The following is a 24,542-nucleotide window of genomic DNA, read 5'->3' on the forward strand; positions in this document are numbered from 1 at the left end:
GACAATGTTGCTGCTGTTGGATGTGGCGGTGGTGCTGCTGGGGTTTGCCTGGTGGATGGTGGCGGTGTTGGGGCAAGGGGTATGGCCGGGGCTGGGGCGTACCTGGCTGCAGCTCTGGCAACCCCTGTGGCAACCAGCGATTGGTCTGCTGGTCCTGGGGGCTATCGGGACGGGGGTGATGAACTGGTGGCGCACTAGCGGCCCCGGGCGTGCAGGTCGTTCAAAATCTGACAACAGTCCCCAGTGACTTGCTCCAGGGTTTCCCGCCGCGTGTCCGGGGGTGGGGGCAGCAGGGGGGCAATCCGCACGGTGACGGGGGTAGGGCGAGGCCAGCCTTTCCCACCAGGGCGAATCGCATGGGTGCCCCAAAGCATCACCGGCAACAGGGGGACTTGGGCCTTGGCGGCGATCAGGGCGGCCCCTAGCTTGGGTTCCGTCACGCGGCCATCGGGGGTGCGGGTTCCCGACAGAAAAATGCCGACGGCCCAGCCCCGGGCGAGGGCATCCAAAGCAGCCTGAACGGCTTGGCGGTCAGAGGTGCCCCGTCGTACCGGAAAGGCCCCGTACCAGCGGATCAGGGTCCCCAGCAGCGGTACCCGGAACAGTTCCTCCTTGGCCATGTAAGCCACCGGTCGCCCCAGGGCACAGGACACCAAGGGTGGGTCAAAATCGCTAGCGTGGTTGCACACCGCCACAAAGGGTCCCCGGCGCGGTACATGCTCAAATCCCTCCACCCGCCCCTGGAAATAGCCCCAAAAAGCGGGGGCCACCGCCGACCACTTGAACAGGTGATATAAAACCAGGGCCGACCAGGGTTCCCGTTCCGCCATCACTTAGCCGGTTGGGTAGGCTGAGGCGCCCGTTGTTCCAAAGCTTGGATAAACGCCTGCATGTCCTTGACCCCTTCTGTGTCACCCCGTTCCTGGTAGAGTTGGGCCGCCTGGCGAAAATCCCGCAGCGCCTGGGCCACGTCGTTGTTGTCCGAATGCAGCGCCCCCCGGAAGGCATACAAATCCGGCGCCTTGCCGTCCAACTTGATGGCCTCGTTCAAATCCGCCAACGCCCCCGGCAAGTCCATCATCTGCCGCCGCACCACCCCCCGGTAGGCATAGGCCGCTGCTGCCCTAGGGTCCAGTTGGATGGCCTTAGTAAAATCCTCTAGCGCCTGCTTGGCATTCCCCAGATTGGTATAGGCCACCCCCCGCAGGATAAAGGCCGTCGCGTTATTAGGGGCCAGTTTCAACACCTGGTTCAGCTCCAAAATGGCCGCCTCGAAATCCCCCCTTTGCCCCCGCTCCACTGCCCGCTTCAACAACGCCTCCACATTGACCGTTTGGGTCAACCCCGCCGGCGCCAAGGCCAAGGCCCATACCACACCCCACACCACTACCCAGCGCTTCATGATACCAACCTCCTTCCGGTGCTACATGCGCTCGACCACGCGAATCCCCAGGAGCGACAACCCTAACCTCAAAATTTTAGCAGTGAGATAGGCCAGGCCCAAACGGGACGAACGCTCCGGTTCCGGGGCCGCCAACACCGGGCATTGGTCGTAAAACTGGTTGAACTTTTGACTCAGTTCAAACAGGTACTGGCACAGGCGATGGGGGAACAAATCCACCGCCAATTGGGCAATCACATCGGGAAAGGCGAGCAAATGTTTGGCCAAGGTCCATTCGACCGCCTCCGTGAGCGCCCATTCCGGCACAAAGTGGGTGAAATCAACACCTCCCTTGCGGGCAATCCCCTGCACCCGCACGTAGGCATAGAGCAGGTAGGGTGCCGTATTGCCCTGTAGGGCCAACATCTTGTCGTAACTAAACACATAATTGCTCAGGCGATTTTGGCTCAAATCGGCGTATTTGACGGCGCTGATGCCGATGACCCGCGCCAAATTTTGGATGTATTCCGGCGATTCCTGGCGTTGTTCGGCGGCCCAACGCGCTTCGATATCCTGTTGCGCCCGCCGGATGGCCTCTTCTAGCAAATCCTTCAGCCGGACCGTTTCCCCCGACCGGGTGCGGAATTTTTTGCCGTCTTCCCCCAGCACCAACCCAAAGGGCACATGGAGGCATTGCACCCCCGGCGGAATCCAGCCCGCTTTTTGGGCCGTGGCAAAGACTTGGGCAAAGTGCTGGCTCTGGCCGATGTCGGTTACGTAGAGAATGCGCTGTGCCCCGTCCTGTTGCACCCGGTAGCGCAAAGCCGCCAGGTCTGTCGTGGCGTAGTTATAACCCCCATCGGATTTTTGGATAATCAGGGGTAGGGGGCTGCCGTCGGCATTGGTAAATCCCTCCAAAAACACACACCAGGCCCCCTGGTCCAGAACCGCCAAGCCCTTAGCCTTTAATTCCTCCACCACCTCCGCCAGAAAGGGGTTATAGAAAGACTCGCCCCGCTCCTGCAGTTCCACCTCCAGTAGGTCATAGATTTGCTGGAACTCCCGGCGCGACAGTTCACACAGAAATTTCCAGGCGGCCATCAGCTCCGGGTCCCCTGCCTGCAACTGCACCACCACCTGTCGGGCCCGGTTCTGGAAGGCCTCATCGCTATCAAAACGCTGTTTAGCCTGGCGATAAAAGGTCACCAAATCCCCCAAATCCACCGCTTTTTTTTGCGTAAAAAATTCTGGGTGAACCTCCTGGAGATAAGCAATCAACATGCCAAATTGGGTGCCCCAATCCCCCACGTGATTGAGCCGCAGCACCCGGTGCCCCAAAAACTCAAACAAGCGGGCCAGGCAATCCCCAATGATGGTAGAGCGCAAATGGCCCACGTGCATTTCCTTGGCAATGTTGGGGCTGGAGAAATCCACAATCACCGTCTCCGGCTGGGCCGCTAGGGGAACACCGCAGCGGGGGTCTTGCATCTGCTGCTGCAGCCAGGCCGTGACGGTGCTGGGTTTCAGGCGGAAGTTGATAAACCCCGGCCCCGCGATTTCCGGTCGTTCATAGGGCGTCTCGGTGGGCAATTGGGCCACAATCGCCGTTGCCAGGTCCCGGGGTTTCTGCTGCAAGGGTTTAGCCAGGGTCAGGGCAATGTTGGACTGGAAATCGCCGAATTCGGGACGACTGGCGGGGACCACCAAGGGTTCTGTCGGCGACCAATCGGGCTGGTGCAGGAGTTGGCGAATAGCTGCTGTTAGTTGTTGCTCTAGGGTGGCAAGGGGGGTAAGCATGGTCAACCTCAGACATCCAGTCGGCTGGGGACCAAGGGGGCGGGTTCTTCACAGCGGGCGTCGGTAATCAACCAATCCAGCGCCGCCTTTTGCAGGTCAATCGTCGCCCCGCTTTTATCCACACAGTAGCGCCCAAACACCAACTTGTCCTTCAGGTGTACCCCCTCCCCCAAGCGCGAGTACTCAAAAATAATACTCCGTTCCACGCAGGCGTTGCGACAGATGCGGCAGTTGGGGCCAATCATCGCCGGGCCGATAATGGTTACCCCCGGTTCAATGCGGGTCATACCCCCGATGTACACCGGTCCCTGGATATGCACCTTCGACCAGTCCACCGCCACATTTAACCCCGTATAAATCCCGGGACGAATTTCCTGGCCGGGAATCGGCACGTGGGGGACCTGCCCTTGCAGCACCATTTGCACCGTGCGCCAGTAGTCGGGAACCCGGCCAATATCAATCCATTCGAACTCCATGGGCAGGGCGTAAAAGGGGGCGTTAATTTCCACCAGGTGGGGGAACAATTGGCTACCCAAATCGTACACCTGGTTACTGGGGATGTGGTCGAATATTTCCGGCTCAAAAATGTAAATCCCCGTGTTGATCTGGTTGCTGCGCGCCTGGTCGGGGGCCGGTTTTTCCTGAAAAAGACAAATGCGCTGGTCGGTGTCGGTGACCACCACCCCATAGTTGGATACCTCTTCCCAAGGGACGGGTTTAGTGATGAGGGTGGCCAAGGCTCCCTTTTGCCGGTGCCAGCGAATGGCCGCCGTCAAATCCAGATCAATCAGGGCATCCCCGCACAGCACGACAAAGGTGTCATCAAAAAAGGGGTTGAATTCCTGGATACGTTTCATGCCCCCTGCCGACCCCAGGGCCTCCCCAATGAGTTCTCCTTCCACGATGCGCCCCTCAAAGGAGTAGGCAATCTGCACCCCAAACCGCTGCCCATCCCGGAAATAGTTTTCGATCTGGTGGGCCAGGTGACTGACATTCACCATGATCTGGGTAATGCCGTGTCGCCGCAACAGGTCCACCAAAAACTCCATCACTGGCCGCTCCAGAATGGGAATCATGGGCTTGGGAATGGTATAAGTAATCGGCCGGACGCGGGTGCCCTTGCCGGCGGCCAGAATCATGCCTTTGTAGGCCATGGCGTGTGCGGTGCGAATCTCTCCTTATGCTAAGCTGGCAGCGCCTGGTTCGCTAGCCATGATAACTTGATCCAAACTGCAAGGTGCGATTCCAGATGGCGGCCCAACTCCTGGACGGTAAAACCTTAGCCCAAGCGATCAAGGCCCAGTTGCAAAGTTGGCTGGCGGCGGTAACCCCCCAGGTGGGCCGTCCCCCCGGCTTAGCGGTACTCTGGGTGGGGGAAAACCCGGCCAGCGCCGCCTACGTGGGACAGAAACAAAAAGCCTGCACCCAGGTGGGGATGGCGACGTTTGGGGGGCATTTCCCGGCGGAGACCTCCCAGGCAGAGTTACTGGCCCTGATTGACCAATTGAACCGGGACGAGCGGGTTGACGGGATTTTGGTGCAATTACCCCTGCCGGACCACTTAGACGGTAGCCAATTGCTGCGGGCAATCAACCCGGATAAGGACGTGGATGGCTTACATCCGGTGAATTTGGGCAAGCTGTTGCGGGGGGAACCAGGGCTGCCAAGTTGTACACCGGCGGGGGTGATGCGGCTGTTGCACCACTACCGGATTCCCCTGGCGGGCCAACGGGCGGTGGTGGTCGGACGCAGTACGTTGGTGGGTAAACCCCTAGGGCTGTTGCTCCTGGCGGCGGATGCCACAGTGACCCTGGCCCACTCCCGCACGACGGACTTGCCCCTGCTGACCCGTCAGGCCGACATCTTGGTGAGTGCAGTAGGACGGGTGGGACTCATTACCCCGGCGATGGTCAAACCTGGGGCGGTGGTGGTGGATGTGGGCATTAACCGCACCGATCAGGGCCTGGTGGGGGATGTGGATTTTGCCGGTGTGCAACAGGTGGCTGGTTGGCTGACACCGGTGCCGGGGGGGGTGGGACCCATGACCGTGGCCCAGTTGTTGCTCAATACCGCCCAAAGTTACGCCCAGCGCCAGGGGTTAGACTTGCCGCCCTGGTTCCGTTCAACCCCCCCCGCCCCATTCTAAGATGGAGATAAAGTTTTTTTATTCAGCAGGCGTAATTGTGTTGGGAGGTGGCTGGCGATGAAAGCGTTGTGGCGTGGTCTGTGCTGGTTAGGGGTGGCCCTGGCCCTGTGGTGGGGTTTACAGCAGCCGGTCTGGGCAGGGACGGAGGGTGTCCGCCCGGGTCTCAACAACGTGGAGGCCAAACTGGCAACCGCCTACGGTAAGAAGATTGACCTCAACAACACCAACATCACGGCCTTCAAGAAGTTGCGGGGCATGTACCCGACGATTGCCAAGTTGATCGTGGCGAACGCCCCCTACGAAAAGGTGGAGGACGTGCTGAATATCCCCGGCCTGACGGATCAGCAGAAGGAAATTCTCCGGTCCCATCTGGATGCCTTTACCGTCACGGAACCGGAGGCGGCCCTGGTGATTGACCGGATCAATAACGGGATTTACCGCTAAGGACCAGATGACCGTGCCACCAGCAGATTGGGATGTCCTAGTCATCGGCGGTGGCGCGGCGGGTTTGTACGGGGCGCTATCTCTGCCGAAAGACCTGCGGGTGGGACTGCTGACCAAGGACCCCCTGGAGTTGTCGGCCAGCGGTTGGGCGCAGGGGGGGATTGCGGCGGTCACGGACCCGGAGGATTCCTACGCGTTGCACGTGCAGGATACGTTGCAGGCGGGGGCGGGGTTGTGTGACCTCCCAGCGGTGGAATTTTTAGTTTCCCAGGGGGCGGCCTGTATCCAGCGGCTGTTGGCATTGGGGGTGGCCTTTGACCGCTATGGGGAGGGGTTGGCCTTGGCGCTGGAGGCGGCCCACTCCCGGCCCCGGATTCTCCATGCTGCCGATAGTACGGGGCGGGAACTGGTGAGTACCCTGACGGAGCAGGTCCTGCAGCAACCCCACATCCAGGTGCTGGAACGGGCGCTGGCGGTGGATCTGTGGGTGGAGGCGGATCGGTGTGGAGGGGTGTGGGTGTGGTACCAGGGCCGGTGGCAGACCTGGCGAGGGCGAGCGGTGGTGTTGGCCACCGGTGGGGGGGGACAGTTGTTTACACCAACGACTAATCCGCCGGCCAGTACGGGGGACGGGGTGGCCATGGCCTGGCGGGCGGGGGCGACGCTGCGGGATGTGGAGTTTGTCCAGTTTCACCCCACGGCCCTGGCAATTCCTGGAGCGCCGGCCTTGCTTATTTCCGAAGCGGTACGGGGGGAAGGGGCCTATTTGCTGAATGACCAGGGGGAGCGGTTTATGCTGCGCTATCACCCCCAGGGGGAATTGGCCCCCCGCTACATTGTCAGCCGCGCCATTTTCCAGGAGTTGCAGCGCACCGGCCAAAACCATGTCTGGTTGGATATGCGCCCCATTGACCCGGACCGGCTGGCCCACCGGTTTCCCCATATCCTGAACACCTGCCGCCAATGGGGTTTGGACCCCCGCAAGGAGTTGATCCCGGTGGCACCGGCGGCCCACTACTGGATGGGAGGCGTATGGACGGATTTGCAAGCCCGCACCAGCTTGCCCGGTCTGTACGCCATTGGGGAAGTGGCCAGCACAGGGGTCCACGGGGCCAATCGCCTGGCCAGCAATTCCCTGCTGGAGTGCCTGGTGTTCGGGGGGCAATTGGCCGCCATCGAGTTGGGCACCTGGCCGTCAGGGGAACCTCCAGCTCTGGTCACTGGTGCGGTGGATAGGGCGTGGTTAGAGACCGTGCGGCAGCAATTGCCCCGGTTGATGGGCCGGCGGGCGGGGATCGCGCGAGACGAGGAAGGACTCAGCCTGGCGCTGCAACAGGTGCAGGCGTGGCGACGGGCGTTCCCGGCATTGGCCCCCGCCAGTGAGGACTTTGCCCTGGTGCGCCTCTGGAGCGAGACCCGCAATCTCTTGGACTGTGCCTATTTGGTGTTACAGAGCGCCCTGCGGCGGCGGGAATCCCGGGGGAGCCACTACCGTCTGGACTATCCCGAACCGTCGCCAGCGTTCCAGGTCCACACCCTGATCCAGGGGGACCGGTGGCAGTGGGCGCCCATAGCCCAAGTGGCTGCCTGAAACCGTAGCCGAGATAGCCAAGTCCCCTGGGGCTGCCTGCGTACAATGGGGACAAAGCCTAGGGGGACGGCGATGCGCATCCTACAGATGTTGATCCTGCGGGGGCCGAATTACTGGAGTATCCGGCGGCACCGGCTGATCGTGTTGCGGCTAGACCTGGAGGACTGGGAGGACCGCTATACGGACCAACTGCGCGGCTTCTACGCGGACCTGGTGGACCTGTTGCCGTCCCTGGAGGAACATGCCTGCTCGCCGGGCTGCCGGGGGGGATTCCTCCAACGGGTGCGGGAGGGGACGTTGCTGGGCCATGTGGTGGAACATGTGGCCCTGGAATTGCAGACCTTGGCGGGGATGCCCGTAAGTTTTGGCCGCACCCGGGAGACGTCCACCCCTGGGGTCTATAACGTGGTGTATGAGTACCAGTATGAACGAGCGGGACGTTACGCTGGCCGGGCAGCAGTGCGCATTTGCGATACGTTGGCGGCGGGACGGCGTTACCCCCGGCGGGAGCTGGAGGCCGACCTGGCCGAACTGCGGGACTTGCGGCAGGCCGCTTCCCTAGGCATCACCACCGACGCCCTGGTGCAGGAGGCGGAACGCCGGGGGATTCCCTGGGTGTGCCTGCCGGCGTGGGACATCGTGCAACTGGGCTATGGCATCCATCAACGCCGGCTCCAGGCTGCCCAAACGGACCGGACGAGCATTTTGGGGGTGGAATTGGCCGGGGACAAAGCCAGCACCAAACGGCTGCTCCAGGCGGCAGGGATGCCGGTGCCCAAGGGAGAGGTCATTCGACGGCGGGATGACCTGGCGGAGGCCATTGACATCGCTGGCGGCTTTCCGGTGGTGATCAAACCCCTAGACGGCAACCATGGCCGGGGGGTTACGTTGAACATCCGTACCTACTCGGACGCGGAGCAGGCTTACAACCGGGCCAAGGCCGAATCCAAAAGCGGCGCGGTGATGGTAGAACGCTATCACCCAGGCAACGATTACCGGGTACTGGTGGTGGGGGGACAGGTGGTGGCGGTGGCCCAGCGCCTTCCAGCCCATGTGGTGGGGGATGGGCGCTCCACGATTCGAGAACTGGTGGACCAATTAAACCGGGACCCGTGCCGAGGGGAAGGCCATGCTAACGTACTGACCCGCATCGAATTAGACGAGGCCAGCGAGTGGGTGTTGCGCCAGCAGGGATATCACCTAGATACCATCCTGCGCCTTGGGGAAATCGCCTACCTGAAAAACACGGCCAATCTGAGCACCGGCGGCATGGCGGTGGACTGTACCGACCAGATACACCCGGAAAACCGTTGGCTGTGTGAACGGGCAGCCCGCTGGGTGGGTTTGGACATTGCGGGAATCGATGTGATCACCCCCGATATCGGTCAGCCCTTGCGCCAAGTAGACGGGGTCATCGTGGAGGTCAACGCCGCCCCGGGTTTGCGGATGCACCTACAACCCAGCGCCGGTACTCCCCGCAATGTCTGCGCCCCGATTCTGGATTTGCTATTTCCCCAAGGGCAAACGGGGGAGATTCCCATCATCGCCATCACGGGTACCAACGGCAAAACCACCACCACCCGCTTGACAGCGTACCTGTGTCAGCAGACGGGCCGCGTGGTGGGCTATACGACGACCGACGGCACCTACATCGGCCCCCATTTGGTGGAACCGGGCGATAACACGGGTCCCCAGAGCGCTCGCCTGATTCTCAACGACCCCACAGTGGAGATTGCCGTTTTGGAAAGTGCCCGGGGAGGCATTCTCCGGTCGGGGTTGGCCTTTAGCCGTTGCCAGGTGGGGGTGGTGCTCAATGTGGCCGACGACCACCTGGGCAGCTACGACATTGACACCCTAGAGCAAATGGCCATGGTCAAAAGCGTGGTGGCGGAGGTGGTGCGACCGGAGGGGCTGGCAGTGCTCAACGCCGAGGATGAACTGGTGGCGGCCATGGCCCGGCGGGTGAAAAGTCGGGTGGCCTACTTTAGTCTCAACCCAGACCATCCGGTGTTGCGCCAGCACCAGCAGCAGGGGGGTCTAGGGGCCACGGTGCGGGACGGGGATATCCTCCTGGTGGAGGGGGAACGCTACACCCCGCTGTTGCCGGTTCAGGAGGTACCCTTGACCCTGGGAGGGACGGTGCGGTTTATGGTGGCCAATGCCCTGGCGGCGACCCTGGCAGCCTATGGGGTGGGGGTGTCCCTGGAGCAGATTCGCCAGGGGTTGCGCAGTTTCCAGGCGTCGGTGGAGCAAACCCCAGGCCGCATGAATCTGTTGCCGGTCCGGGACTTCTTTGTCCTGATTGACTACGCCCACAATGCCCACGGCTACCGGGCGGTGGGGGACTTTGTTCGCACCTGGCGTAAAGGAGAGCGCATCGGTGTCATCGGGGCGCCTGGGGACCGGCGGGATGAGGACCTGCGGGAAATCGGGCGGGTGGCGGCGCACCTGTTTGACCAGCTGATTGTCAAGGAGGACGACGATACCCGAGGCCGCCGGCGGGGAGAGGCTGCAGATTGGATAGCCAGGGGGGTGCAGGAACGACGGGACAACCCCGTGATGCAGGTTATCCTCGATGAAACTGAGGCGATACAAACGGCGCTCCGCCAGGCCCGCAGCGGTGATCTGGTGGTGATTTTCCCCGAAAGCGTTCGTCGCGCCCTGGACCTGGTGTGCCAAGCCCAACAGCCGTGAGTGAGGATTTTCGCTCTGGGTTTGTGGCCCTGATTGGCCGCCCTAACGTGGGGAAATCCACCCTGCTCAATCGTCTGGTGGGGCAAAAAGTGGCCATCACATCACCGGTGGCCCAGACCACCCGCAACCGGCTGCGCGGCATTCTCACCCTTGCTCAGGGCCAGATCATCCTGGTAGATACACCGGGCATTCACAAGCCCCACCACCGTTTGGGAGAAATCCTGGTGCAAAACGCCCAAGGGGTGGTCAAAGCCGTGGACCTGGTGCTGTTTCTGGTGGATGGCAGTCAACCGGCAGGGGCCGGGGACCAGTTCATCGCCCACTGGCTGGCCACCCAGAAAACCCCGGTGGTGCTTGGCCTGAACAAATGTGACGCCCAACCCCCAAACCAGGCGGCGGCCATCATCCAGAGCTACCAGCAACTGTTGCCGGAGGCGCCCTTGCTGACGTTTTCGGCCTTGACGGGGGAGGGGATTCCCACTTTGCAGGAGCGGTTGTTACAGATGCTGCCCCCCGGCCCCTGTTACTACCCCCCCGACCTGGTCACTGACCAGCCCGAGCGTTTCCTGATGGCAGAACTCATCCGGGAACAGATTTTACATTTAACTCGCGAGGAAGTGCCCCATTCGGTGGCGGTCACCATTGACCAGGTGGAAGAGCTGCCCAAGGTTACCCGCATCCTCGCCACCATCATCGTGGAGCGGCCGTCCCAAAAAGCCATCATCATCGGCCACCAGGGGCAAATGCTCAAAACCATTGGCAGCCGCGCCCGCGCCGAGATGCAAAAATTGGTGGATGGTCCGGTGTACCTGGAACTGTTTGTCAAGGTGGAACCCAAATGGCGGGAAACACCCCATCTACTGCGGGACTTGGGCTACCGCCCGGAGCCTTAAAGGGGGAGGTGCTGCTGCGACAGGTGCGTCGGCTGGACCCCCTGACCCAGCGGGAGGAAGTCACCGATGTCTGGCTCCGGCAGGGGAAAATCCACGCTGTTGGCCCTCATCTTCCCCTGACAGAAGGGGTGGCGGAGTATCCGGCCCAAGGGTGCTGGCTGGGACCGGGACTGGTGGACCTCTACAGCCAGAGCAGCGAACCGGGTTACGAAGGGCGCGAGACCCTGGCCCAGCTAATACACCAGGCTCTGACGGGGGGCTTTACCCAAGTCGCGCTACTGCCCCACACCCAGCCCGTCCTGGACAATGCCGCGGCAGTCACCTGGTGGCAGGAGCAACAAAGCCGGTGCCCGGTACACCTACATCTGTGGGGGGCCTTGACCCAGGAGACCAAGGGCGAACAGATGGCACAACTGCGGGAATTGGCCCAGGCGGGGGTGGTGGGGTTTGGGGAAGCCCGACCCTGTGTGCGCTGGGACCTGCTTCAACAAATCCTGCTTTATGTCCGACCCCTGGGCAAACCCCTGCTACTGTGGCCCCGGGCGGAAGTGAGTCATGGCGTAGCCCGGCCCGGGGTGTGGAGCGTTACGCTGGGGTTGCCGGAGATGCCGGTGGCGGCCGAAAGTGCTGTGTTAGCCGGCATTCTGGAGTGGGTGCGGTTGTATCCAACGCCGGTGCACCTAATGCGCCTTTCGACTGCCCGTGCCGTCGCCCTGGTAGCCCAAGCCAAGGATGCGGGTTTGCCGGTGACCGCCAGTACCCCTTGGACCCACCTGCTGTGGGATAGCAGCCACTTGAGCGGCTATAACCCCTATCTACGCTTCGACCCACCCTTGGGGAACCCCGACGACCGGCAGGCCCTGATTCGGGGAGTGAAAACCGGTGTGATTGACGCCATTGCCGTTGACCATCAAGCCTACACCTATGAGGAGAAAATGGTACCCTTGGCCCTGGCGCCCCCAGGCATTCCCGGCTTCGGCGTCGCCTTGCCCTATCTCTGGGCGGGCTTGGTGGTCACTGGCGCCTTGACTCCCCTAGAACTCTGGTCGGCTTTGAGCGTCAAACCTCTGACCTGCTTAGGCCTGTCGCCGGACCCTTCTCCCACTCCGGTTCTGTTCGCTCCCCAGGAACCAGTCACTCAGACGCTACCTTTGCCCGGCGCGCCCCAAGGACGGGTGTACACCCCCTTAACCCTGGATTAACGTTTTCATTACATGGTGTTGATGTTGAGGGGCTAAGGTAAAGGCCAGCCGGCGTGTAGGGAAAGCAGTCATGACCATAGCGGCGCGACCAGCCCCAGGAGCGAGTTGGCGTGAATGGGTGGCAACGGCGCTGGAGTTAGCGGGTAAGGCGCGCTGCGAACGTTTTTTTGGCCGCTTAGCGTATCTTCCCCTGACCGGGGACGGCCTGTGGCAAGTGCGCCAGGGGGTCGTGCAGTTGACCGTGACCCAGGCGAGCGGTGATGAGGTGTTGGTGGGGCTGGCGGGGCCGGGGATGCCGGTGGGATTGCCTTTGACGGGTCTGCCGACCCACCAGGCGCAGGCGTTGACCGACGTGTACGCGGTGTGGTTGACCCTGGCGGACCTGGAGCGTTCGGGTACCTTGGCCCAGGCGCTGCTGTTTCCCCTGATGCGGCGGTTGCGCCAGACGGAACATCTACTGGTGATCACGGCAGGCCAGCGTCGGGTGCAGGAGCGGTTACGGCATTTGCTGCTGCTGTTGATGCAGGAAGTGGGGCAGCCGGTGGAGCAGGGGGTGCGCCTGGAGGTGCGCTTGACCCATCAGAGCCTGGCCAACGCCATCGGCACCAGTCGCGTGACCTGCACCCGCCTGCTGGGACGATTTCAGGACTGGGGCTGGATTACCTGGGGCCCCGACCGCCATCTGGTGATTCTGCCGGCCATGCCCCGAACCGGAGACGGTAGGATAGAAGGGTAGGGGTTTGTCGGTTGAGGAGCTATGGCCGTACCGCAACAGGTCCTGCCCAAACAGCGGTGGTGGTGGGCGGTGATGCTGGGTTTAACCCTGACCACGGCTACGCCCGGGCAAGCCCAGGTGCGGCCAACGGGACAATTGCAACTGAGCTACAGCGAACTGCTGCAAAAAATTCGCCAGAATCAGGTAGCGGAAATGGCCATTCTCCGGCAGCGGCAGGTGGCGCGGGTGCGGCTGAAGGACCGACCGGCCCAGGACCCTCCCCTGGAGGTGCAACTGTTTGACCAGAACCCGGAACTGCTGCGGCAGGTGCGCCAAGCGGGGGTGAAGTTGACGGTGGTGGACCAGCCCGCCAACGATGCCCTGATGGGACTCCTGGCCAACCTGCTGGTGGGTTTGATCCTGCTGGTGCTGGTGGTGGCCCTACTGCGGCGCCTGAGCAATGCACCGGGGGGACCGGGTCAGGCCTTGAGCTTTGGGCAAACGCGGGCGCGGTTTCAGGTGGCGGCCAAAACCGGTGTGAAGTTTGATGACGTGGCCGGCATTGAAGAGGCCAAGGAGGAACTCCAGGAAATCGTCACGTTTTTGAAGTATCCCGACCGGTTTACAGCGGTGGGGGCGCGGATTCCCCGGGGGGTGTTGCTGATTGGCCCACCGGGTACGGGGAAAACGCTGCTGGCCAAGGCTATTGCCGGCGAAGCAGGGGTGCCTTTTTTGAGCATTTCTGGCTCGGAATTTGTGGAGTTGTTTGTGGGGGTAGGGGCATCGCGGGTGCGGGATTTGTTCCGCAAGGCCAAAGAACAGGCCCCCTGCATTGTCTTTATTGACGAAATCGATGCGGTGGGGCGGCAGCGGGGCATCGGCATTGGCGGCGGTAACGACGAGCGGGAGCAAACCCTCAACCAACTGCTGACGGAAATGGACGGGTTTGAGGGCAATACTGGCGTAATCGTCATTGCCGCTACCAACCGGCCCGATGTCCTCGACGGTGCGCTGCTGCGACCGGGGCGCTTTGACCGGCAGGTGTTTGTGGATTTACCCACGTTCCAAGGACGACTGGCCATCCTGCGGGTCCATGCCCGGGACAAAAAACTGGCGCCGGAGGTTTCCCTGGAAACCATTGCCCGACGCACACCGGGGTTTTCGGGAGCGGCCTTAGCCAATTTGCTCAATGAGGCGGCGATCCTGACGGCACGGCGGCGCAAGGAGGCCATTACCCCTGCTGAAATCGAGGACGCCATTGACCGCATCACCATCGGCCTGACCCTAAACCCCCTGATGGACGGCAAGAAAAAGCGCCTGATTGCCTACCACGAAATCGGCCATGCCCTATTGATTGCCCTATTGCCCCATACCGACCCCTTGAACAAAGTCACCATCATTCCCCGCTCTGGCGGTGTAGGGGGCTTTAGCCAGCAAATTTTCAACGAAGAGCGCGTGGACAGTGGGCTATACACCCGGGCTTGGTTGTACAGCCAAATGGTGGCAACCCTGGGGGGACGGGCAGCAGAAGCGGAGGTGTTCGGCGAAAGCGAGGTCACCGTAGGAGCCAGCAACGACCTCCAGACCGTCACCCAGCTGGCCCGGGAGATGGTCACCCGCTACGGCATGTCGGAGTTGGGTCTGGTGGCCCTGGACGAACCGACCGACTGGTGGCAACGGCCCAACTACTCCGATGAACTGGCCCACCAAGTGGACGAGCTGGTGCGGGCCATGATCCAAAAGGCCTACCAACAGGCCCGGGAACTCCTGCGCGCCCATCGGCCCCTGATGGACCAGTTGGTGGAACGATTGCTCGAACAAGAGACCATCGAAGGGGAAGAGTTTTACCGGATCGTGCGGGACTACCAAGCCCAGCACCAGCCTTTACCCGTGGGCTAAGGCCACCTCTAGACGCTCCAGGGCTTCGGCCACTTCCGCCGCGCTGACAATCAGGGGGGGGACAAAGCGCACCACCTGGGGACCCGCCGGGACCAACAATAACCCTTGCACCAGCGCCCGGCGAACGACCTCTAGCGCCTGCCAAGGGCCATCCGGCTGCAGCACCAGCCCTTGAATCAATCCCCAGCCCCGTACCCCTTGGCATATCTCCGGGTAACGGTCCACCAAGGCGGCCAATCCCCGGCGCAACTGCTCCCCCCGCTGCCGGACGTTGGTGAGCAAATTCTCTTCTTCGATGACCTGGCACACGGTCAAGGCAGCCCGGCAGGCCAGGGGATTACCGCCGTAGGTACTGGCGTGGTCACCCGGCTGAAAAACGCTGTAGGGTTCTTTGCACAGCACCGCACCGATGGGAATCCCCCCCCCTAGGCCCTTCGCTGACGTGAAAATATCAGGTTCAATGCCCAGGTGTTCGTAGGCCCACCAGTGGCCCGTGCGTCCCATCCCCGTTTGCACCTCATCCAGGATGAGCAAAATCCCCCGTTCATCACACAGGCGGCGCACCCCTTGGAAGTAATCCCGTTCCCCTGGACGCACCCCCCCTTCCCCCTGCACCGGCTCCAGCAAAATTGCCGCCACCTCCTCCAGCTCCAGCACCGTGCGGGTCAGGGCCGCCAGGTCGTTGTAAGGCACATAGACAAAGCCCGGCACCAGCGGGTCAAAGTGCTGCTGGTACTTCGCTTGTCCCGTAGCCGTCAGAGCCGCCAGGGTGCGTCCGTGAAAACTCCCCTGGGCCGTGATGATCACCGGCTGAGTGTAGCCCTTGACCACATGGGCATATTTGCGCGCCAGTTTGATGGCCCCCTCGTTGGCCTCCGCCCCTGAATTGGCCAAAAACACCCGGTCGGCGCAGGAATGCCGGGTCAACACCGCCGCCAGCTCCTCCTGCTCCGGGATGTGGTAGAGGTTGGAGACGTGGTGGAGTTGCTGGATTTGTTCGCTAATAGCCTGCACCAGGCGTGGGTGGGCATGCCCCAACGTACAGGTGGCAATCCCGGCCACGAAGTCTAGATATTCCCGGCCCTGGTCATCCCATACCCGACAACCCTGCCCCCGCACCAGCCGCACCGGCAAACGGCTGTAGGTCTTCATCAAAGCGGGCGACTCCAACAGGGTGGTCATGGGCCTACCAGGTGACACAACGACAGTTATGGTAACAGAGAGCGGCTGGGGGAGTAGTTTGCGATGGAACACAGCAGTCCCTGCTGCACCCAGTATGGTTGCTCCTGTACCGGTTTATCTCCCCCCCACAGTGGCGTTTTGGCGTCGAGCAATTTCAGGAGCTAGTGCGGGCTAATCCCGAGTTACGCCTAACCGGCAGGCAAAACGCCCGTTTCCTCAGTCGCCTGGAGTGGTGGAACGAGCAAACCCAACTGGGCATGGTCTTTTCCACAGGCTTTCCTCTGTCCAATGGCGCGATTCGTTCACCCGATGTGGCCTGGGTGCCCAAAGCAAGCTGGGACGCCTTAACCCCTGCCGAAAAAGCCGGCTTTGCCCCCTTGTGTCCCGACTTCGTCATCGAGCGGGTCTCCCCGTCCGACGATACAGCCCTGGTGCAGACCAAGATGCAGGAGTACCGCGATAATGGTTGCCGCCTGGGATGGCTTATCCTGCCTGCCAACAGCACCGTAGTCATTTACCACGCCAGTCAGGTCCTTGCCGCTCCAGGGTGAAGACGTACTCCCCGGACTGGTCCTGGACCTCAGGACAACGTTGGCCCCCCCTTAAGACGCATACTCAGGTCCAGCCAGCGGGCTTGGGTGATGGGGGCGCTGGTGGCCAAGTAGTCCACTCCCGTCTGGGCAAAGGCCGCCAAATTCTCCAGGGTGATATTCCCTGATGCCTCGATCTTGACGTGGGGGTGGCTTTGGCGAATCTGGCGCACCGCCTGCTGGATTTGTTCCGGCGTCATGTTGTCCAGCAAAATCCGCTGGGGTTCACAGGCCAGGGCCTCAGGAATTTGCTCAAGCCGTTCCACCTCAATTTCCAAACCCAACGGATGGGGGGTATGCTGACGGATAGCTGCCACCGCCTGACGAATTCCCCCTGCTGCGGCAATGTGGTTCTCCTTGACCAGCACCGCGTCATCCAGGCCCAGCCGGTGATTCATCCCCCCCCCCACCCGAATCGCATACTTCTCCAGCAGGCGCAACCCAGGCGTCGTTTTGCGCGTGTCCACCACCTGCACCCCCGTGCCCTGCAACTGCTCCACGTACTGCCGAGTCAAGGTGGCAATCCCACTCAGGCGCATCACGATATTCAGGGCCACCCGTTCCCCCATCAGCAAAGCGTTAATCGGTCCCCGCACCCACGCCACCACCTGTCCCGGCGTCACCGGCCTACCCTCCTCCACCTGGGGCAGAAATTCCACCCTCGGGTCTAGCCAGTAAAACAACCGCGCCGCCACCGGCAAGCCGGCCATGACCCCTGCCGCCTTAGCCTGCCAGAACCCCTCTGCTTCCCCCTGCAGCCCCAACCCCAACGTCGTTTGGTCCCCCCGGCCCACATCCTCCCGCAACCAGGACTGTAACGTTTCATCCAACAAAAACCAGGGCAAACCCGCCAGGGAGTCCATTCGTCGTCACGACCGCTGCCGTTTTCCGATAGAATTGTAACCTAGTATTTCCGGGAAAAACGGGCGTATGGATATTACACGGGGACGCACCCCTACGGCGCAGGAAACCTTTGCCCAGATGGCCCAGGCGGCGGGGCTGCGCGGACGACTGCTGCTCACCATCGGCATTCTCATCGTGGCCCGGCTAGGTATCTTTATCCCCGTCCCGGGCATTGACCGTCAGGCCTTTGCCGAGAGCATCGCCCGCAATCCGGTCATCGGCTTTTTGGACATCTTTGCCGGGGGGGGGTTGTCCACCCTGGGGATTTTTGCCCTGGGGATTTTGCCCTATATCAACGCCTCCATCATCCTGCAAATATTGGCGGCGGCCATCCCGGCCCTGGAGCGCTTGCAAAAAGAAGAAGGGGAAGCAGGGCGCCGCAAAATTTCCCAGATTACCCGTTACGTGGCGCTGGGGTGGGCCATCTTGCAAAGCACCCTTTTAGCTAGCACCTGGGTCCGTCCCTTTGCCTATAACTTTGGCCCGGCCTTTGTGCTCAAAACGGCCCTAGTGCTCACAGCCGGCTCCCTATTCGTCATGTGGCTATCAGAGGTGATTACCGAGCGGGGCATCGGCAACGGGGCATCCCTGCTGATTTTTGTGAGTATCGTCTCTGGGTTGCCGGTTTCCATCAACCGCACGATTGAGTGGGTCAAAAGCGGCGGCAACATCGGCAGTGTGATTGTGCTGGTGCTGGCCTTTTTGGCCATGATTGTGGGGATTGTGTTTGTCCAGGAAGGGGTGCGGCGCATTCCCATCGTTTCGGCACGACGGCAGGTGGGCCGTAAATTCTATCGGGAGCAGCAAAGCTACTTGCCCCTACGGCTGAACCAGGGGAACGTGATGCCCATTATCTTTGCCTCGGCCATGTTGGTGCTGCCGGCATCTTTAGCCCAATTTACAGGCAACCCGGTGCTGGTGCAAATTGCTACCTATCTATCCCCTACCGGACCTGCCCCCTATCTGTATGTTCTGTTTTATCTGGCGCTCATTTTGATGTTTAGCTACTTCTACACCAGTTTGATTCTCAACCCGGTGGACATGGCCCAGAACCTAAAAAAAATGGGTTCGACGATTCCGGGTATTCGTCCCGGGAAGGCCACCAGTGAATACCTGGAAAAGGTACTCAACCGGTTGACGTTTTTGGGGGCGATTTTCTTGGGCTTGGTGGCCATCCTGCCGACGGCGGTGGAAAGCGCCACCCGGGTCACCACGTTTCAGGGATTTGGGGCCACGTCGCTGCTGATCATCGTGGGGGTGGCCATTGATACGGCCAAGCAGATTCAAACCTTTGTCATCTCCCAGCGCTACGAGGGGATGATGAAGCAGTAGTTTTGTTTTATTGCGCGAGGAAGGATTCATGCCACGGGTGATTTTGATGGGGCCGCCGGGGTCCGGCAAAGGCACACAAGGGGAGATTTTGGCCCAGATGTGGGGGGTGCCGCGCCTGGCGCCGGGGGACATTTTCCGGGACCACATCCGTCGGGGAACGCCCCTGGGCCAGGAGGTGAAAAGTTACAGCGACGCCGGCAAGTTGGTGCCCGATGAGGTGGTGATCCGGGTGATGGCGGAACGTTTGACGGCGGCCGATGCCCAGACCGGTTGGATTCTGGACGGGTTTCCCCGCACCGTGCCCCAGGCGGAGGCCCTGGAGGAACTCCTAGCACAATTGGGCCAACCCTGCGATGCCATCATCAACCTGGAGGTGCCGGAGGAGGTGCTGCTGCCCCGGTTGCTGCAACGGGCCAAGGAGCAAAACCGGGCGGATGACACCCCGGAGGTGATCCACCAGCGGCTCCAGGAGTACTACAGCAAAACCCAGCCCCTGTTGGATTTTTACCGCCAGCGGGTGATTCGTATTGACGGTACTCAGCCCATTCCCCAGGTGACCGCCCAGATCCAGGCACATCTGGCGGCAACTTGATAGTCTATAGATGTAGGTAATTCTTGCAGAGGGAGGGTGAGACAGCTTGTCTAAGCAAGACCTGATTGAGATGGAAGGCACCGTGACCGAGTCCCTACCCAACGCCATGTTCCGGGTGGACTTGGATAATGGGTTCAATGTCCTGGCCCACATTTCGGGCAAAATCCGGCGCAACTACATCAAAATCCTACCGGGCGACCGGGTGAAGGTGGAGTTGACCCCCTACGACCTGACCAAAGGCCGCATCACCTTCCGGCTAAAGAAAAAATAAATCCTATTGACAGGAACACCTCTTGCCGGTAGGATAATGATTTTGCTGTGGCTTTTGGGTAAGGGGTCATGAAAGTGCGGGCTTCGGTACGGCGGATGTGCGAAAAGTGCCGGGTCATTCGCCGGAAGGGGCGGGTGATGGTCATTTGCGTGAACCCCAAGCACAAGCAACGGCAAGGTTAATGCATTTGTGAGGGGCAGGTGGCACGGATTGCTGGTGTAGATATTCCCCGGGACAAGCGGGTCGAGGTTGCGCTGACTTACATTTACGGGATTGGGTTAACCCGGTCACGGCAGGTCCTAGCGGCGACGGGGGTCAACCCGGATACGCGGGTGAAGGACCTGACCGACCAGGAGGTGGCCGCCCTGCGGGAGTACATCGAGCAGAATTACCAGGTGGAGGGGGACCTGCGCCGGATCGAGGCGATGAACATCAAACGCCTGATGGATATCGGCTGCTACCGGGGACGACGCCATCGGTTGGGGTTACCGGTACGGGGGCAACGGACCCGCACCAACGCCCGCACCCGCAAGGGGGTTCGCAAGACAGTGGCCGGTAAGAAGAAGGCGACGGCGAAGAAGTAAGTAATCCAGTTCTCCACGCATTGCTTTGGGGGTTGTACCTATGGCACCGCAGAAGAAAGGGGGCGCGCGCAAACAGAAAAAGAACGTACCCAACGGCATTGCCCACATCCAGTCCACGTTCAACAACACCATCGTGACGATTACCGACCCCAAAGGGGATGTGATTGCCTGGTCCTCGGCGGGGGCCAGCGGCTTTAAGGGGGCCAAAAAGGGAACTCCCTTTGCGGCTCAGATGGCCAGTGAGAATGCGGCGCGGCAGGCCATGGAGCACGGGATGCGCCAGGTGGAGGTGATGGTGTCGGGACCGGGTTCAGGGCGAGAAACGGCGATCCGGGCGTTGCAGGCTGCGGGTTTGGAAATTACGCTCATCCGGGATGTGACGCCCATTCCCCATAACGGGTGTCGTCCCCCCAAGCGGCGGCGGGTATAACGTTGAACCCATCGGGAGGGTGCTATGGCGCAGTTTAAGGTAGAGGTGGTGGAAACGTCGGGCCAACAGCAGTATGGGCGCTTTATTTTAGAACCGCTGCACCAGGGTCAGGGCACAACGGTAGGGAATGCCCTGCGGCGCGTGTTGCTTGGCGATCTGGAAGGGGCGGCCATCACGGCGGTGCATATCGAAGGGGTGACCCACGAGTTCTCCACGGTGCCGGGGCTGCGGGAGGATGTACTGGAACTGATGCTGAATTTGAAGGAGGTGGTGCTGCGCAGCCACAGCCCGGAACGGCAACTGGGACGGCTCGAGCGGGTGCAGGGACCAATGATTATTACGGCGGGCCATTTGAAGCTACCCCCTGAGGTGGAGGTGGTGCATCCAACCCAGTACATTGCCACCCTGGCGGAGGGCTATACCCTGGAGATGGAGTTTTACGTGGAGCGGGGCCGGGGCTATCGCCTGCTGGATGGCAGCCATAGAGATGGCACGTCGGTGGATTTTCTCCAGATCGATGCGGTGTTTATGCCGGTACGCAAGGTGAACTGGCAGGTGGAGGAGTTCCGGGGTGAAGACGGTACCCTGAAGGACCGCCTGATTCTGGAGGTGACCACCGATGGGAGTATCAGCCCCAAGGAAGCGGTGAGTCAGGCGGCCCACATCCTGGTGGATTTGTTCTCGCCTTTGCGGACGATTACGGGTCTGGAGCCGACAGATAGCAGCCAAACCTCCGAGGAGGATAAGATTGGCCAGATTCCCATCGAGGAGTTGCAACTGTCGGTGCGGGCCTACAACTGCCTGAAGCGGGCGCAAATCCACACGGTGGCCGACCTGCTTAACTACAGCCAGGAGGAGCTGCTGGAGATCAAAAACTTCGGCCAGAAGTCGGCGGAAGAGGTGATCGAGGCGTTGCAAAACCGGCTGGGTATTGTGTTACCGAAGGAAAAGGCCTAGGGAGGGGGCGAGACGATGCGGCACGGCAAACGGATTCCCCGGCTGAGTAAACCGGCCGACCAGCGTAAGGCGCTGTTGCGGGCTTTGACGACAGCGCTGTTGCGTTATGGGCGCATTAGGACCACGAAGGCGCGGGCCAAGGCGGTGCGGGCGGAGGTGGACCGGATGATTACCTTGGCTAAAGATGGGTCTTTGGCGGCGCGGCGACGGGCGCTGGGGTACATCTACGACAAGCAGTTAGTGCATGCCCTGTTTGCCGAAGCCCCGGCGCGCTATGGCAACCGGTCGGGGGGCTATACCCGTATCATCCGCACGGTTCCCCGCCGGGGGGATAACGCGGAGATGGCGATCATCGAGTTGGTCTAGCCTTGCCCAGGGTTGCGCTGCTGTTGCAGTACATCGGCACCCATTTCCACGGCTGGCAGTCCCAACCGGGTCAGCGGACGGTCCAGGGGGTACTCCAGGAGGCGATTGCCCAGGTGTTGGGACAGCCGGTGACGGTGGTGGGGGCAGGGCGCACGGATACGGGGGTGCACGCAGCAGGGCAGGTGGCCCACTTTGATGCGCCGGAGACGATTCCTCCGGAGCGGTGGACGGCGATTCTGAATGGGCGATTACCCCCGGATGTGCTGGTGCGGGCGAGCGTGGCGGTGCCGCCGGATTGGCATGCTCGCTTTTCTGCCCGCTGGCGTCGCTATCGCTATTGCCTGTATACGGAAAAACAGAATAATCTGTTTTGTGCGCCCTTTTGCTGGCACTATTACTACGCGCCGCTGGATGTGGAGCGGATGCGGGCGGCGTTGGCACCCTTGGTGGGGCATTGGGAATTGCGGGCGTTTCACCGCAGTAACTCGGGGCGGGAGCACTCCTGGGTGCAGGTGCAGGAGGTGGCCTGTTGGCGACAAGGGGGCTGGGTGTATATTGAGGTGCAGGCTAATGCGTTTTTGTACGGGATGATGCGCCTCCTGGTGGGGATGCTGGTGGAGGTGGGGCGGGGCTGGCGCTCGGTGGGGGAATTTACGGCCCTGTGGCAGCAGCAACGGCGGGAGGAGGTGAAATATGCGGCACCGGCGCGGGGGTTGACCCTGCTGCGGGTTGGGTATGATGAGCCCTATTTGTTTCCCCTGCCTTTGGTGGAAATGGCCATGCCCCTCTGGGAGACCCAGCCCCAGGTTGCCCAGGCCGTGTTATGATGGATAGAGACTGTGCTATGACCCATCCGGTTATCCCGCAGGTTTTGGCGCTGGCCCGGCCCATCGGGGAATCTCTGGGTTTAGAGGTGGTGGGGGCTTCCTTCCATAGGGACCAGGTACCGCCGGTTTTGCGGATTGATATTCGCCATCCCCATCGGGATACGGGTTTGGAGGATTGTGAGCGCATGAGCCAAGCCCTGTCGCCGGCCCTGGACGCGGTGGATTGGTTTCCCGATGCCTATGTCCTGGAGGTGTCTAGCCCTGGTGTGGGGGAGGAACTGGTGACCGACCGGGACTTCCAGATTTTTCAGGGGTTTGCCGTGCGGGTGGAGTTGCATACGCCCTACCGGGGACGCCAGGAGTGGCAGGGTCGTCTCCTGTGCCGGGATGAGGAAGCGGTGGTGCTCAATCGGCGGGGCCGCACAGTGCGTCTTTTGCGGGCATGGGTGGCGCGGGTAGTCCTGACCACCGATGACCAGCCCGACTGAAACCTCAAACTACAACCAACTGAATAGGGCCTATGTCCATCATTGCTTTGCCGAATCTGAAGGAACTGATTGACGAGATCAGCCGCACCCACAACCTGCCGAAGGCGGAATTGCAAGAGGCGCTCCGGGAGGCGTTGCTGAAGGGCTACGAAAAGCACCGGCGGGCTAAGGAGTTGCATGTCCGGGAATTTAGCGATGATTATTTCCGCAACTTTGACGTGGAGCTGGACCTGGAGGAGGGGGGCTTCCGCATCCTGGCGGAGAAAACCATCGTGGAGGAGGTGAAGGACCCGGACCATGAGGTGGCCTTGGCGGAGGTGAAACCCTTTATCCCGGAGGCCCAGGTGGGGGGCACGGTGGTATTGGATGTGTCCCCCGAGGACCGGCGGGAACTGGGGCGCATGGCGGCGATGCAGACCAAACAGGTGTTCCACCAGTTGCTGCGGGAACTGAAGCGCCGCTTGATCCAAGAGGAGTTCCAGGACCTGGAGGGGACGGTGCTCACCGGGCGGATTCTCCGGTTTGAGCGGGGGTCCTGGATCGTTGGGGTCACCAGCGGCTACAACCAGACGGAGGTGGAGGCCGAGCTGCCCAAGAAAGAGCAACTGCCCAACGACAATTACCGGCCCGGCGCGACCTACAAGTTCTACCTGAAGCATGTCTACAGTGGTCCGCACCGGGGTCCGCAATTGGTGGTCTCGCGAGCGGATGCGGGGCTGGTGGTGTACCTGTTTGCCAACGAAGTGCCGGAGATGGAGGACGAGATTGTGCGGATTGTAGCGGTGGCCCGGGAAGCCAATCCCCCCACCCGCAACGTGGGGCCGCGCACCAAGATTGCCGTGGATACCCTGGACCGGGATGTGGACCCGGTGGGGGCTTGTATCGGGGCGCGGGGGTCCCGTATCCAGGCGGTGGTCAACGAGCTGCGGGGGGAAAAAATTGATGTGGTGCGCTGGTCCCCAGACCCGGCGACTTACATTGCCAATGCCCTGAGTCCGGCCCAGGTGGAAGCGGTGCGACTCGTGGACCCGGATGGTCGCCAAGCCCATGTACTGGTGGATGAAAAACAACTGAGCTTGGCAATTGGCAAGGAGGGGCAAAACGTTCGCTTAGCGGCCCGCTTGACGGGTTGGAAGATTGACATCAAGGACAAGAATAAGTACGACGCGGCAGCGGAAGACGCCCGGATTCAGGAAATCATCGCTGAACGGGAGCGGCAAAAGGCACAAGCGGATGCCCAGGAGGAATAAATCGGACC

The 24,542-nt window shown here is 61.4% G+C and carries 27 protein-coding genes; 21 read left to right on the forward strand and 6 right to left on the reverse strand.

Annotated features, from left to right (window positions below; all coding sequences use genetic code 11):
- The first annotated feature begins 4 nt into the window (after positions 1 to 4).
- Positions 5 to 247 carry a hypothetical protein gene (locus Q6L55_00635; protein ID MEN9257222.1) on the forward strand — a complete coding sequence of 81 codons (243 nt, stop codon included), beginning with the start codon at positions 5 to 7 and terminating at the stop codon, positions 245 to 247.
- Here the strand turns inward: Q6L55_00635 and Q6L55_00640 are convergent.
- Genes Q6L55_00640 through Q6L55_00655 form a run of 4 tightly spaced genes read right to left on the reverse strand, consistent with a single transcriptional unit; the run spans position 195 to position 4,332 of the window.
- Complete coding sequence (locus Q6L55_00640; GenBank protein MEN9257223.1) at positions 195 to 830, reverse strand: lysophospholipid acyltransferase family protein; 636 nt, start codon at positions 828 to 830, stop codon at positions 195 to 197. The genes Q6L55_00635 and Q6L55_00640 overlap by 53 nt on opposite strands.
- On the reverse strand, positions 830 to 1,402 hold the full coding sequence (locus Q6L55_00645) for a tetratricopeptide repeat protein (GenBank protein ID MEN9257224.1): 573 nt from the start codon (positions 1,400 to 1,402) through the stop codon (positions 830 to 832). Before Q6L55_00645 ends, Q6L55_00640 begins: the two co-directional genes overlap by 1 nt.
- A gap of 21 nt (positions 1,403 to 1,423) precedes the next feature.
- The gene (gene argS, locus Q6L55_00650; protein ID MEN9257225.1) at positions 1,424 to 3,178 is read right to left on the reverse strand and encodes an arginine--tRNA ligase; all 1,755 of its coding nucleotides are present in this window, start codon (positions 3,176 to 3,178) and stop codon (positions 1,424 to 1,426) included.
- 8 nt (positions 3,179 to 3,186) lie between these two features.
- A complete protein-coding gene (locus Q6L55_00655) occupies positions 3,187 to 4,332 on the reverse strand; it encodes an NDP-sugar synthase (GenBank protein MEN9257226.1) in 1,146 nt (381 codons plus the stop codon).
- A 95-nt stretch (positions 4,333 to 4,427) separates the two neighbouring features.
- Here Q6L55_00655 and folD point away from each other — a divergent pair, with 95 nt between their 5' ends.
- The 8 genes from folD to ftsH all read left to right on the forward strand — a co-directional run bounded on the left by folD (position 4,428) and on the right by ftsH (position 14,762).
- Positions 4,428 to 5,324 carry a bifunctional methylenetetrahydrofolate dehydrogenase/methenyltetrahydrofolate cyclohydrolase FolD gene (gene folD / locus Q6L55_00660; GenBank protein ID MEN9257227.1) on the forward strand — a complete coding sequence of 299 codons (897 nt, stop codon included), beginning with the start codon at positions 4,428 to 4,430 and terminating at the stop codon, positions 5,322 to 5,324.
- 57 nt (positions 5,325 to 5,381) lie between these two features.
- The gene (psbU, locus tag Q6L55_00665) at positions 5,382 to 5,768 is read left to right on the forward strand and encodes a photosystem II complex extrinsic protein PsbU (protein MEN9257228.1); all 387 of its coding nucleotides are present in this window, start codon (positions 5,382 to 5,384) and stop codon (positions 5,766 to 5,768) included.
- A gap of 7 nt (positions 5,769 to 5,775) precedes the next feature.
- Positions 5,776 to 7,359, forward strand: coding sequence for an L-aspartate oxidase (nadB, locus tag Q6L55_00670; GenBank protein ID MEN9257229.1), 1,584 nt, complete (start codon positions 5,776 to 5,778; stop codon positions 7,357 to 7,359).
- A 72-nt stretch (positions 7,360 to 7,431) separates the two neighbouring features.
- Positions 7,432 to 10,053 (forward strand): cyanophycin synthetase, encoded by a 2,622-nt coding sequence (gene cphA / locus Q6L55_00675; protein MEN9257230.1) that lies wholly within the window; start codon positions 7,432 to 7,434, stop codon positions 10,051 to 10,053.
- The gene (era, locus tag Q6L55_00680; GenBank protein MEN9257231.1) at positions 10,050 to 10,946 is read left to right on the forward strand and encodes a GTPase Era; all 897 of its coding nucleotides are present in this window, start codon (positions 10,050 to 10,052) and stop codon (positions 10,944 to 10,946) included. Before cphA ends, era begins: the two co-directional genes overlap by 4 nt.
- A gap of 8 nt (positions 10,947 to 10,954) precedes the next feature.
- Positions 10,955 to 12,148, forward strand: a complete 1,194-nt coding sequence (locus Q6L55_00685) for a dihydroorotase (protein ID MEN9257232.1) — start codon at positions 10,955 to 10,957, stop codon at positions 12,146 to 12,148.
- Between the two features lie 70 nt (positions 12,149 to 12,218).
- Positions 12,219 to 12,884 (forward strand): Crp/Fnr family transcriptional regulator, encoded by a 666-nt coding sequence (locus Q6L55_00690; GenBank protein ID MEN9257233.1) that lies wholly within the window; start codon positions 12,219 to 12,221, stop codon positions 12,882 to 12,884.
- A gap of 21 nt (positions 12,885 to 12,905) precedes the next feature.
- Positions 12,906 to 14,762, forward strand: coding sequence for an ATP-dependent zinc metalloprotease FtsH (gene ftsH, locus Q6L55_00695; protein MEN9257234.1), 1,857 nt, complete (start codon positions 12,906 to 12,908; stop codon positions 14,760 to 14,762).
- Here the strand turns inward: ftsH and Q6L55_00700 are convergent.
- Positions 14,748 to 15,944 (reverse strand): aspartate aminotransferase family protein, encoded by a 1,197-nt coding sequence (locus Q6L55_00700; GenBank protein ID MEN9257235.1) that lies wholly within the window; start codon positions 15,942 to 15,944, stop codon positions 14,748 to 14,750. The genes ftsH and Q6L55_00700 overlap by 15 nt on opposite strands.
- Positions 15,945 to 16,042: 98 nt before the next feature.
- On the opposite strand from Q6L55_00700, the gene Q6L55_00705 reads away from it, so the two are divergent.
- Complete coding sequence (locus Q6L55_00705; GenBank protein ID MEN9257236.1) at positions 16,043 to 16,495, forward strand: Uma2 family endonuclease; 453 nt, start codon at positions 16,043 to 16,045, stop codon at positions 16,493 to 16,495.
- Between the two features lie 29 nt (positions 16,496 to 16,524).
- Here the strand turns inward: Q6L55_00705 and nadC are convergent, their stop codons facing one another.
- A complete protein-coding gene (nadC, locus tag Q6L55_00710; protein MEN9257237.1) occupies positions 16,525 to 17,397 on the reverse strand; it encodes a carboxylating nicotinate-nucleotide diphosphorylase in 873 nt (290 codons plus the stop codon).
- Between the two features lie 67 nt (positions 17,398 to 17,464).
- Between nadC and secY the strand changes: the two genes are divergently transcribed.
- The 11 genes from secY (at position 17,465) to nusA (ending at position 24,534) form a co-directional block, all read left to right on the forward strand.
- Positions 17,465 to 18,769 carry a preprotein translocase subunit SecY gene (gene secY, locus Q6L55_00715; protein ID MEN9257238.1) on the forward strand — a complete coding sequence of 435 codons (1,305 nt, stop codon included), beginning with the start codon at positions 17,465 to 17,467 and terminating at the stop codon, positions 18,767 to 18,769.
- Positions 18,770 to 18,797: 28 nt separating this feature from the next.
- Positions 18,798 to 19,361: an adenylate kinase gene (locus Q6L55_00720; protein MEN9257239.1), complete on the forward strand. Its 564-nt coding sequence runs from the start codon at positions 18,798 to 18,800 to the stop codon at positions 19,359 to 19,361.
- A 46-nt stretch (positions 19,362 to 19,407) separates the two neighbouring features.
- The gene (gene infA, locus Q6L55_00725) at positions 19,408 to 19,632 is read left to right on the forward strand and encodes a translation initiation factor IF-1 (GenBank protein MEN9257240.1); all 225 of its coding nucleotides are present in this window, start codon (positions 19,408 to 19,410) and stop codon (positions 19,630 to 19,632) included.
- A gap of 68 nt (positions 19,633 to 19,700) precedes the next feature.
- A complete protein-coding gene (rpmJ, locus tag Q6L55_00730) occupies positions 19,701 to 19,814 on the forward strand; it encodes a 50S ribosomal protein L36 (protein ID MEN9257241.1) in 114 nt (37 codons plus the stop codon).
- 18 nt (positions 19,815 to 19,832) lie between these two features.
- A complete protein-coding gene (gene rpsM / locus Q6L55_00735) occupies positions 19,833 to 20,216 on the forward strand; it encodes a 30S ribosomal protein S13 (protein ID MEN9257242.1) in 384 nt (127 codons plus the stop codon).
- Positions 20,217 to 20,256: 40 nt separating this feature from the next.
- Positions 20,257 to 20,646 (forward strand): 30S ribosomal protein S11, encoded by a 390-nt coding sequence (gene rpsK, locus Q6L55_00740; protein MEN9257243.1) that lies wholly within the window; start codon positions 20,257 to 20,259, stop codon positions 20,644 to 20,646.
- A gap of 24 nt (positions 20,647 to 20,670) precedes the next feature.
- Positions 20,671 to 21,603, forward strand: a complete 933-nt coding sequence (locus tag Q6L55_00745) for a DNA-directed RNA polymerase subunit alpha (GenBank protein MEN9257244.1) — start codon at positions 20,671 to 20,673, stop codon at positions 21,601 to 21,603.
- Positions 21,604 to 21,618: 15 nt separating this feature from the next.
- The gene (rplQ, locus tag Q6L55_00750; GenBank protein ID MEN9257245.1) at positions 21,619 to 21,969 is read left to right on the forward strand and encodes a 50S ribosomal protein L17; all 351 of its coding nucleotides are present in this window, start codon (positions 21,619 to 21,621) and stop codon (positions 21,967 to 21,969) included.
- Between the two features lie 2 nt (positions 21,970 to 21,971).
- A complete protein-coding gene (gene truA / locus Q6L55_00755) occupies positions 21,972 to 22,796 on the forward strand; it encodes a tRNA pseudouridine(38-40) synthase TruA (GenBank protein MEN9257246.1) in 825 nt (274 codons plus the stop codon).
- 17 nt (positions 22,797 to 22,813) lie between these two features.
- A complete protein-coding gene (gene rimP, locus Q6L55_00760) occupies positions 22,814 to 23,284 on the forward strand; it encodes a ribosome maturation factor RimP (GenBank protein MEN9257247.1) in 471 nt (156 codons plus the stop codon).
- A gap of 32 nt (positions 23,285 to 23,316) precedes the next feature.
- On the forward strand, positions 23,317 to 24,534 hold the full coding sequence (nusA, locus tag Q6L55_00765; protein MEN9257248.1) for a transcription termination factor NusA: 1,218 nt from the start codon (positions 23,317 to 23,319) through the stop codon (positions 24,532 to 24,534).
- The last annotated feature ends 8 nt before the right edge of the window (positions 24,535 to 24,542 follow it).

This window comes from Gloeomargarita sp. SRBZ-1_bins_9, from assembly GCA_039794565.1.
Lineage (GTDB): Bacteria > Cyanobacteriota > Cyanobacteriia > Gloeomargaritales > Gloeomargaritaceae > Gloeomargarita.

Bases quoted from the DNA above. Each gene is read 5' to 3' on its own strand.
- Q6L55_00635 (MEN9257222.1), top strand. From the start codon at position 5: ATGTTGCTGCTGTTGGATGTGGCGGTGGTGCTGCTGGGGTTTGCCTGG.
- Q6L55_00640 (MEN9257223.1), bottom strand. From the start codon at position 830: ATGGCGGAACGGGAACCCTGGTCGGCCCTGGTTTTATATCACCTGTTC.
- Q6L55_00645 (MEN9257224.1), bottom strand. From the start codon at position 1,402: ATGAAGCGCTGGGTAGTGGTGTGGGGTGTGGTATGGGCCTTGGCCTTG.
- argS (MEN9257225.1), bottom strand. From the start codon at position 3,178: ATGCTTACCCCCCTTGCCACCCTAGAGCAACAACTAACAGCAGCTATT.
- Q6L55_00655 (MEN9257226.1), bottom strand. From the start codon at position 4,332: ATGGCCTACAAAGGCATGATTCTGGCCGCCGGCAAGGGCACCCGCGTC.
- folD (MEN9257227.1), top strand. From the start codon at position 4,428: ATGGCGGCCCAACTCCTGGACGGTAAAACCTTAGCCCAAGCGATCAAG.
- psbU (MEN9257228.1), top strand. From the start codon at position 5,382: ATGAAAGCGTTGTGGCGTGGTCTGTGCTGGTTAGGGGTGGCCCTGGCC.
- nadB (MEN9257229.1), top strand. From the start codon at position 5,776: ATGACCGTGCCACCAGCAGATTGGGATGTCCTAGTCATCGGCGGTGGC.
- cphA (MEN9257230.1), top strand. From the start codon at position 7,432: ATGCGCATCCTACAGATGTTGATCCTGCGGGGGCCGAATTACTGGAGT.
- Q6L55_00690 (MEN9257233.1), top strand. From the start codon at position 12,219: ATGACCATAGCGGCGCGACCAGCCCCAGGAGCGAGTTGGCGTGAATGG.
- ftsH (MEN9257234.1), top strand. From the start codon at position 12,906: ATGGCCGTACCGCAACAGGTCCTGCCCAAACAGCGGTGGTGGTGGGCG.
- Q6L55_00700 (MEN9257235.1), bottom strand. From the start codon at position 15,944: ATGACCACCCTGTTGGAGTCGCCCGCTTTGATGAAGACCTACAGCCGT.
- nadC (MEN9257237.1), bottom strand. From the start codon at position 17,397: ATGGACTCCCTGGCGGGTTTGCCCTGGTTTTTGTTGGATGAAACGTTA.
- secY (MEN9257238.1), top strand. From the start codon at position 17,465: ATGGATATTACACGGGGACGCACCCCTACGGCGCAGGAAACCTTTGCC.
- Q6L55_00720 (MEN9257239.1), top strand. From the start codon at position 18,798: ATGCCACGGGTGATTTTGATGGGGCCGCCGGGGTCCGGCAAAGGCACA.
- rpmJ (MEN9257241.1), top strand. From the start codon at position 19,701: ATGAAAGTGCGGGCTTCGGTACGGCGGATGTGCGAAAAGTGCCGGGTC.
- rpsK (MEN9257243.1), top strand. From the start codon at position 20,257: ATGGCACCGCAGAAGAAAGGGGGCGCGCGCAAACAGAAAAAGAACGTA.
- Q6L55_00745 (MEN9257244.1), top strand. From the start codon at position 20,671: ATGGCGCAGTTTAAGGTAGAGGTGGTGGAAACGTCGGGCCAACAGCAG.
- rplQ (MEN9257245.1), top strand. From the start codon at position 21,619: ATGCGGCACGGCAAACGGATTCCCCGGCTGAGTAAACCGGCCGACCAG.
- rimP (MEN9257247.1), top strand. From the start codon at position 22,814: ATGACCCATCCGGTTATCCCGCAGGTTTTGGCGCTGGCCCGGCCCATC.
- nusA (MEN9257248.1), top strand. From the start codon at position 23,317: ATGTCCATCATTGCTTTGCCGAATCTGAAGGAACTGATTGACGAGATC.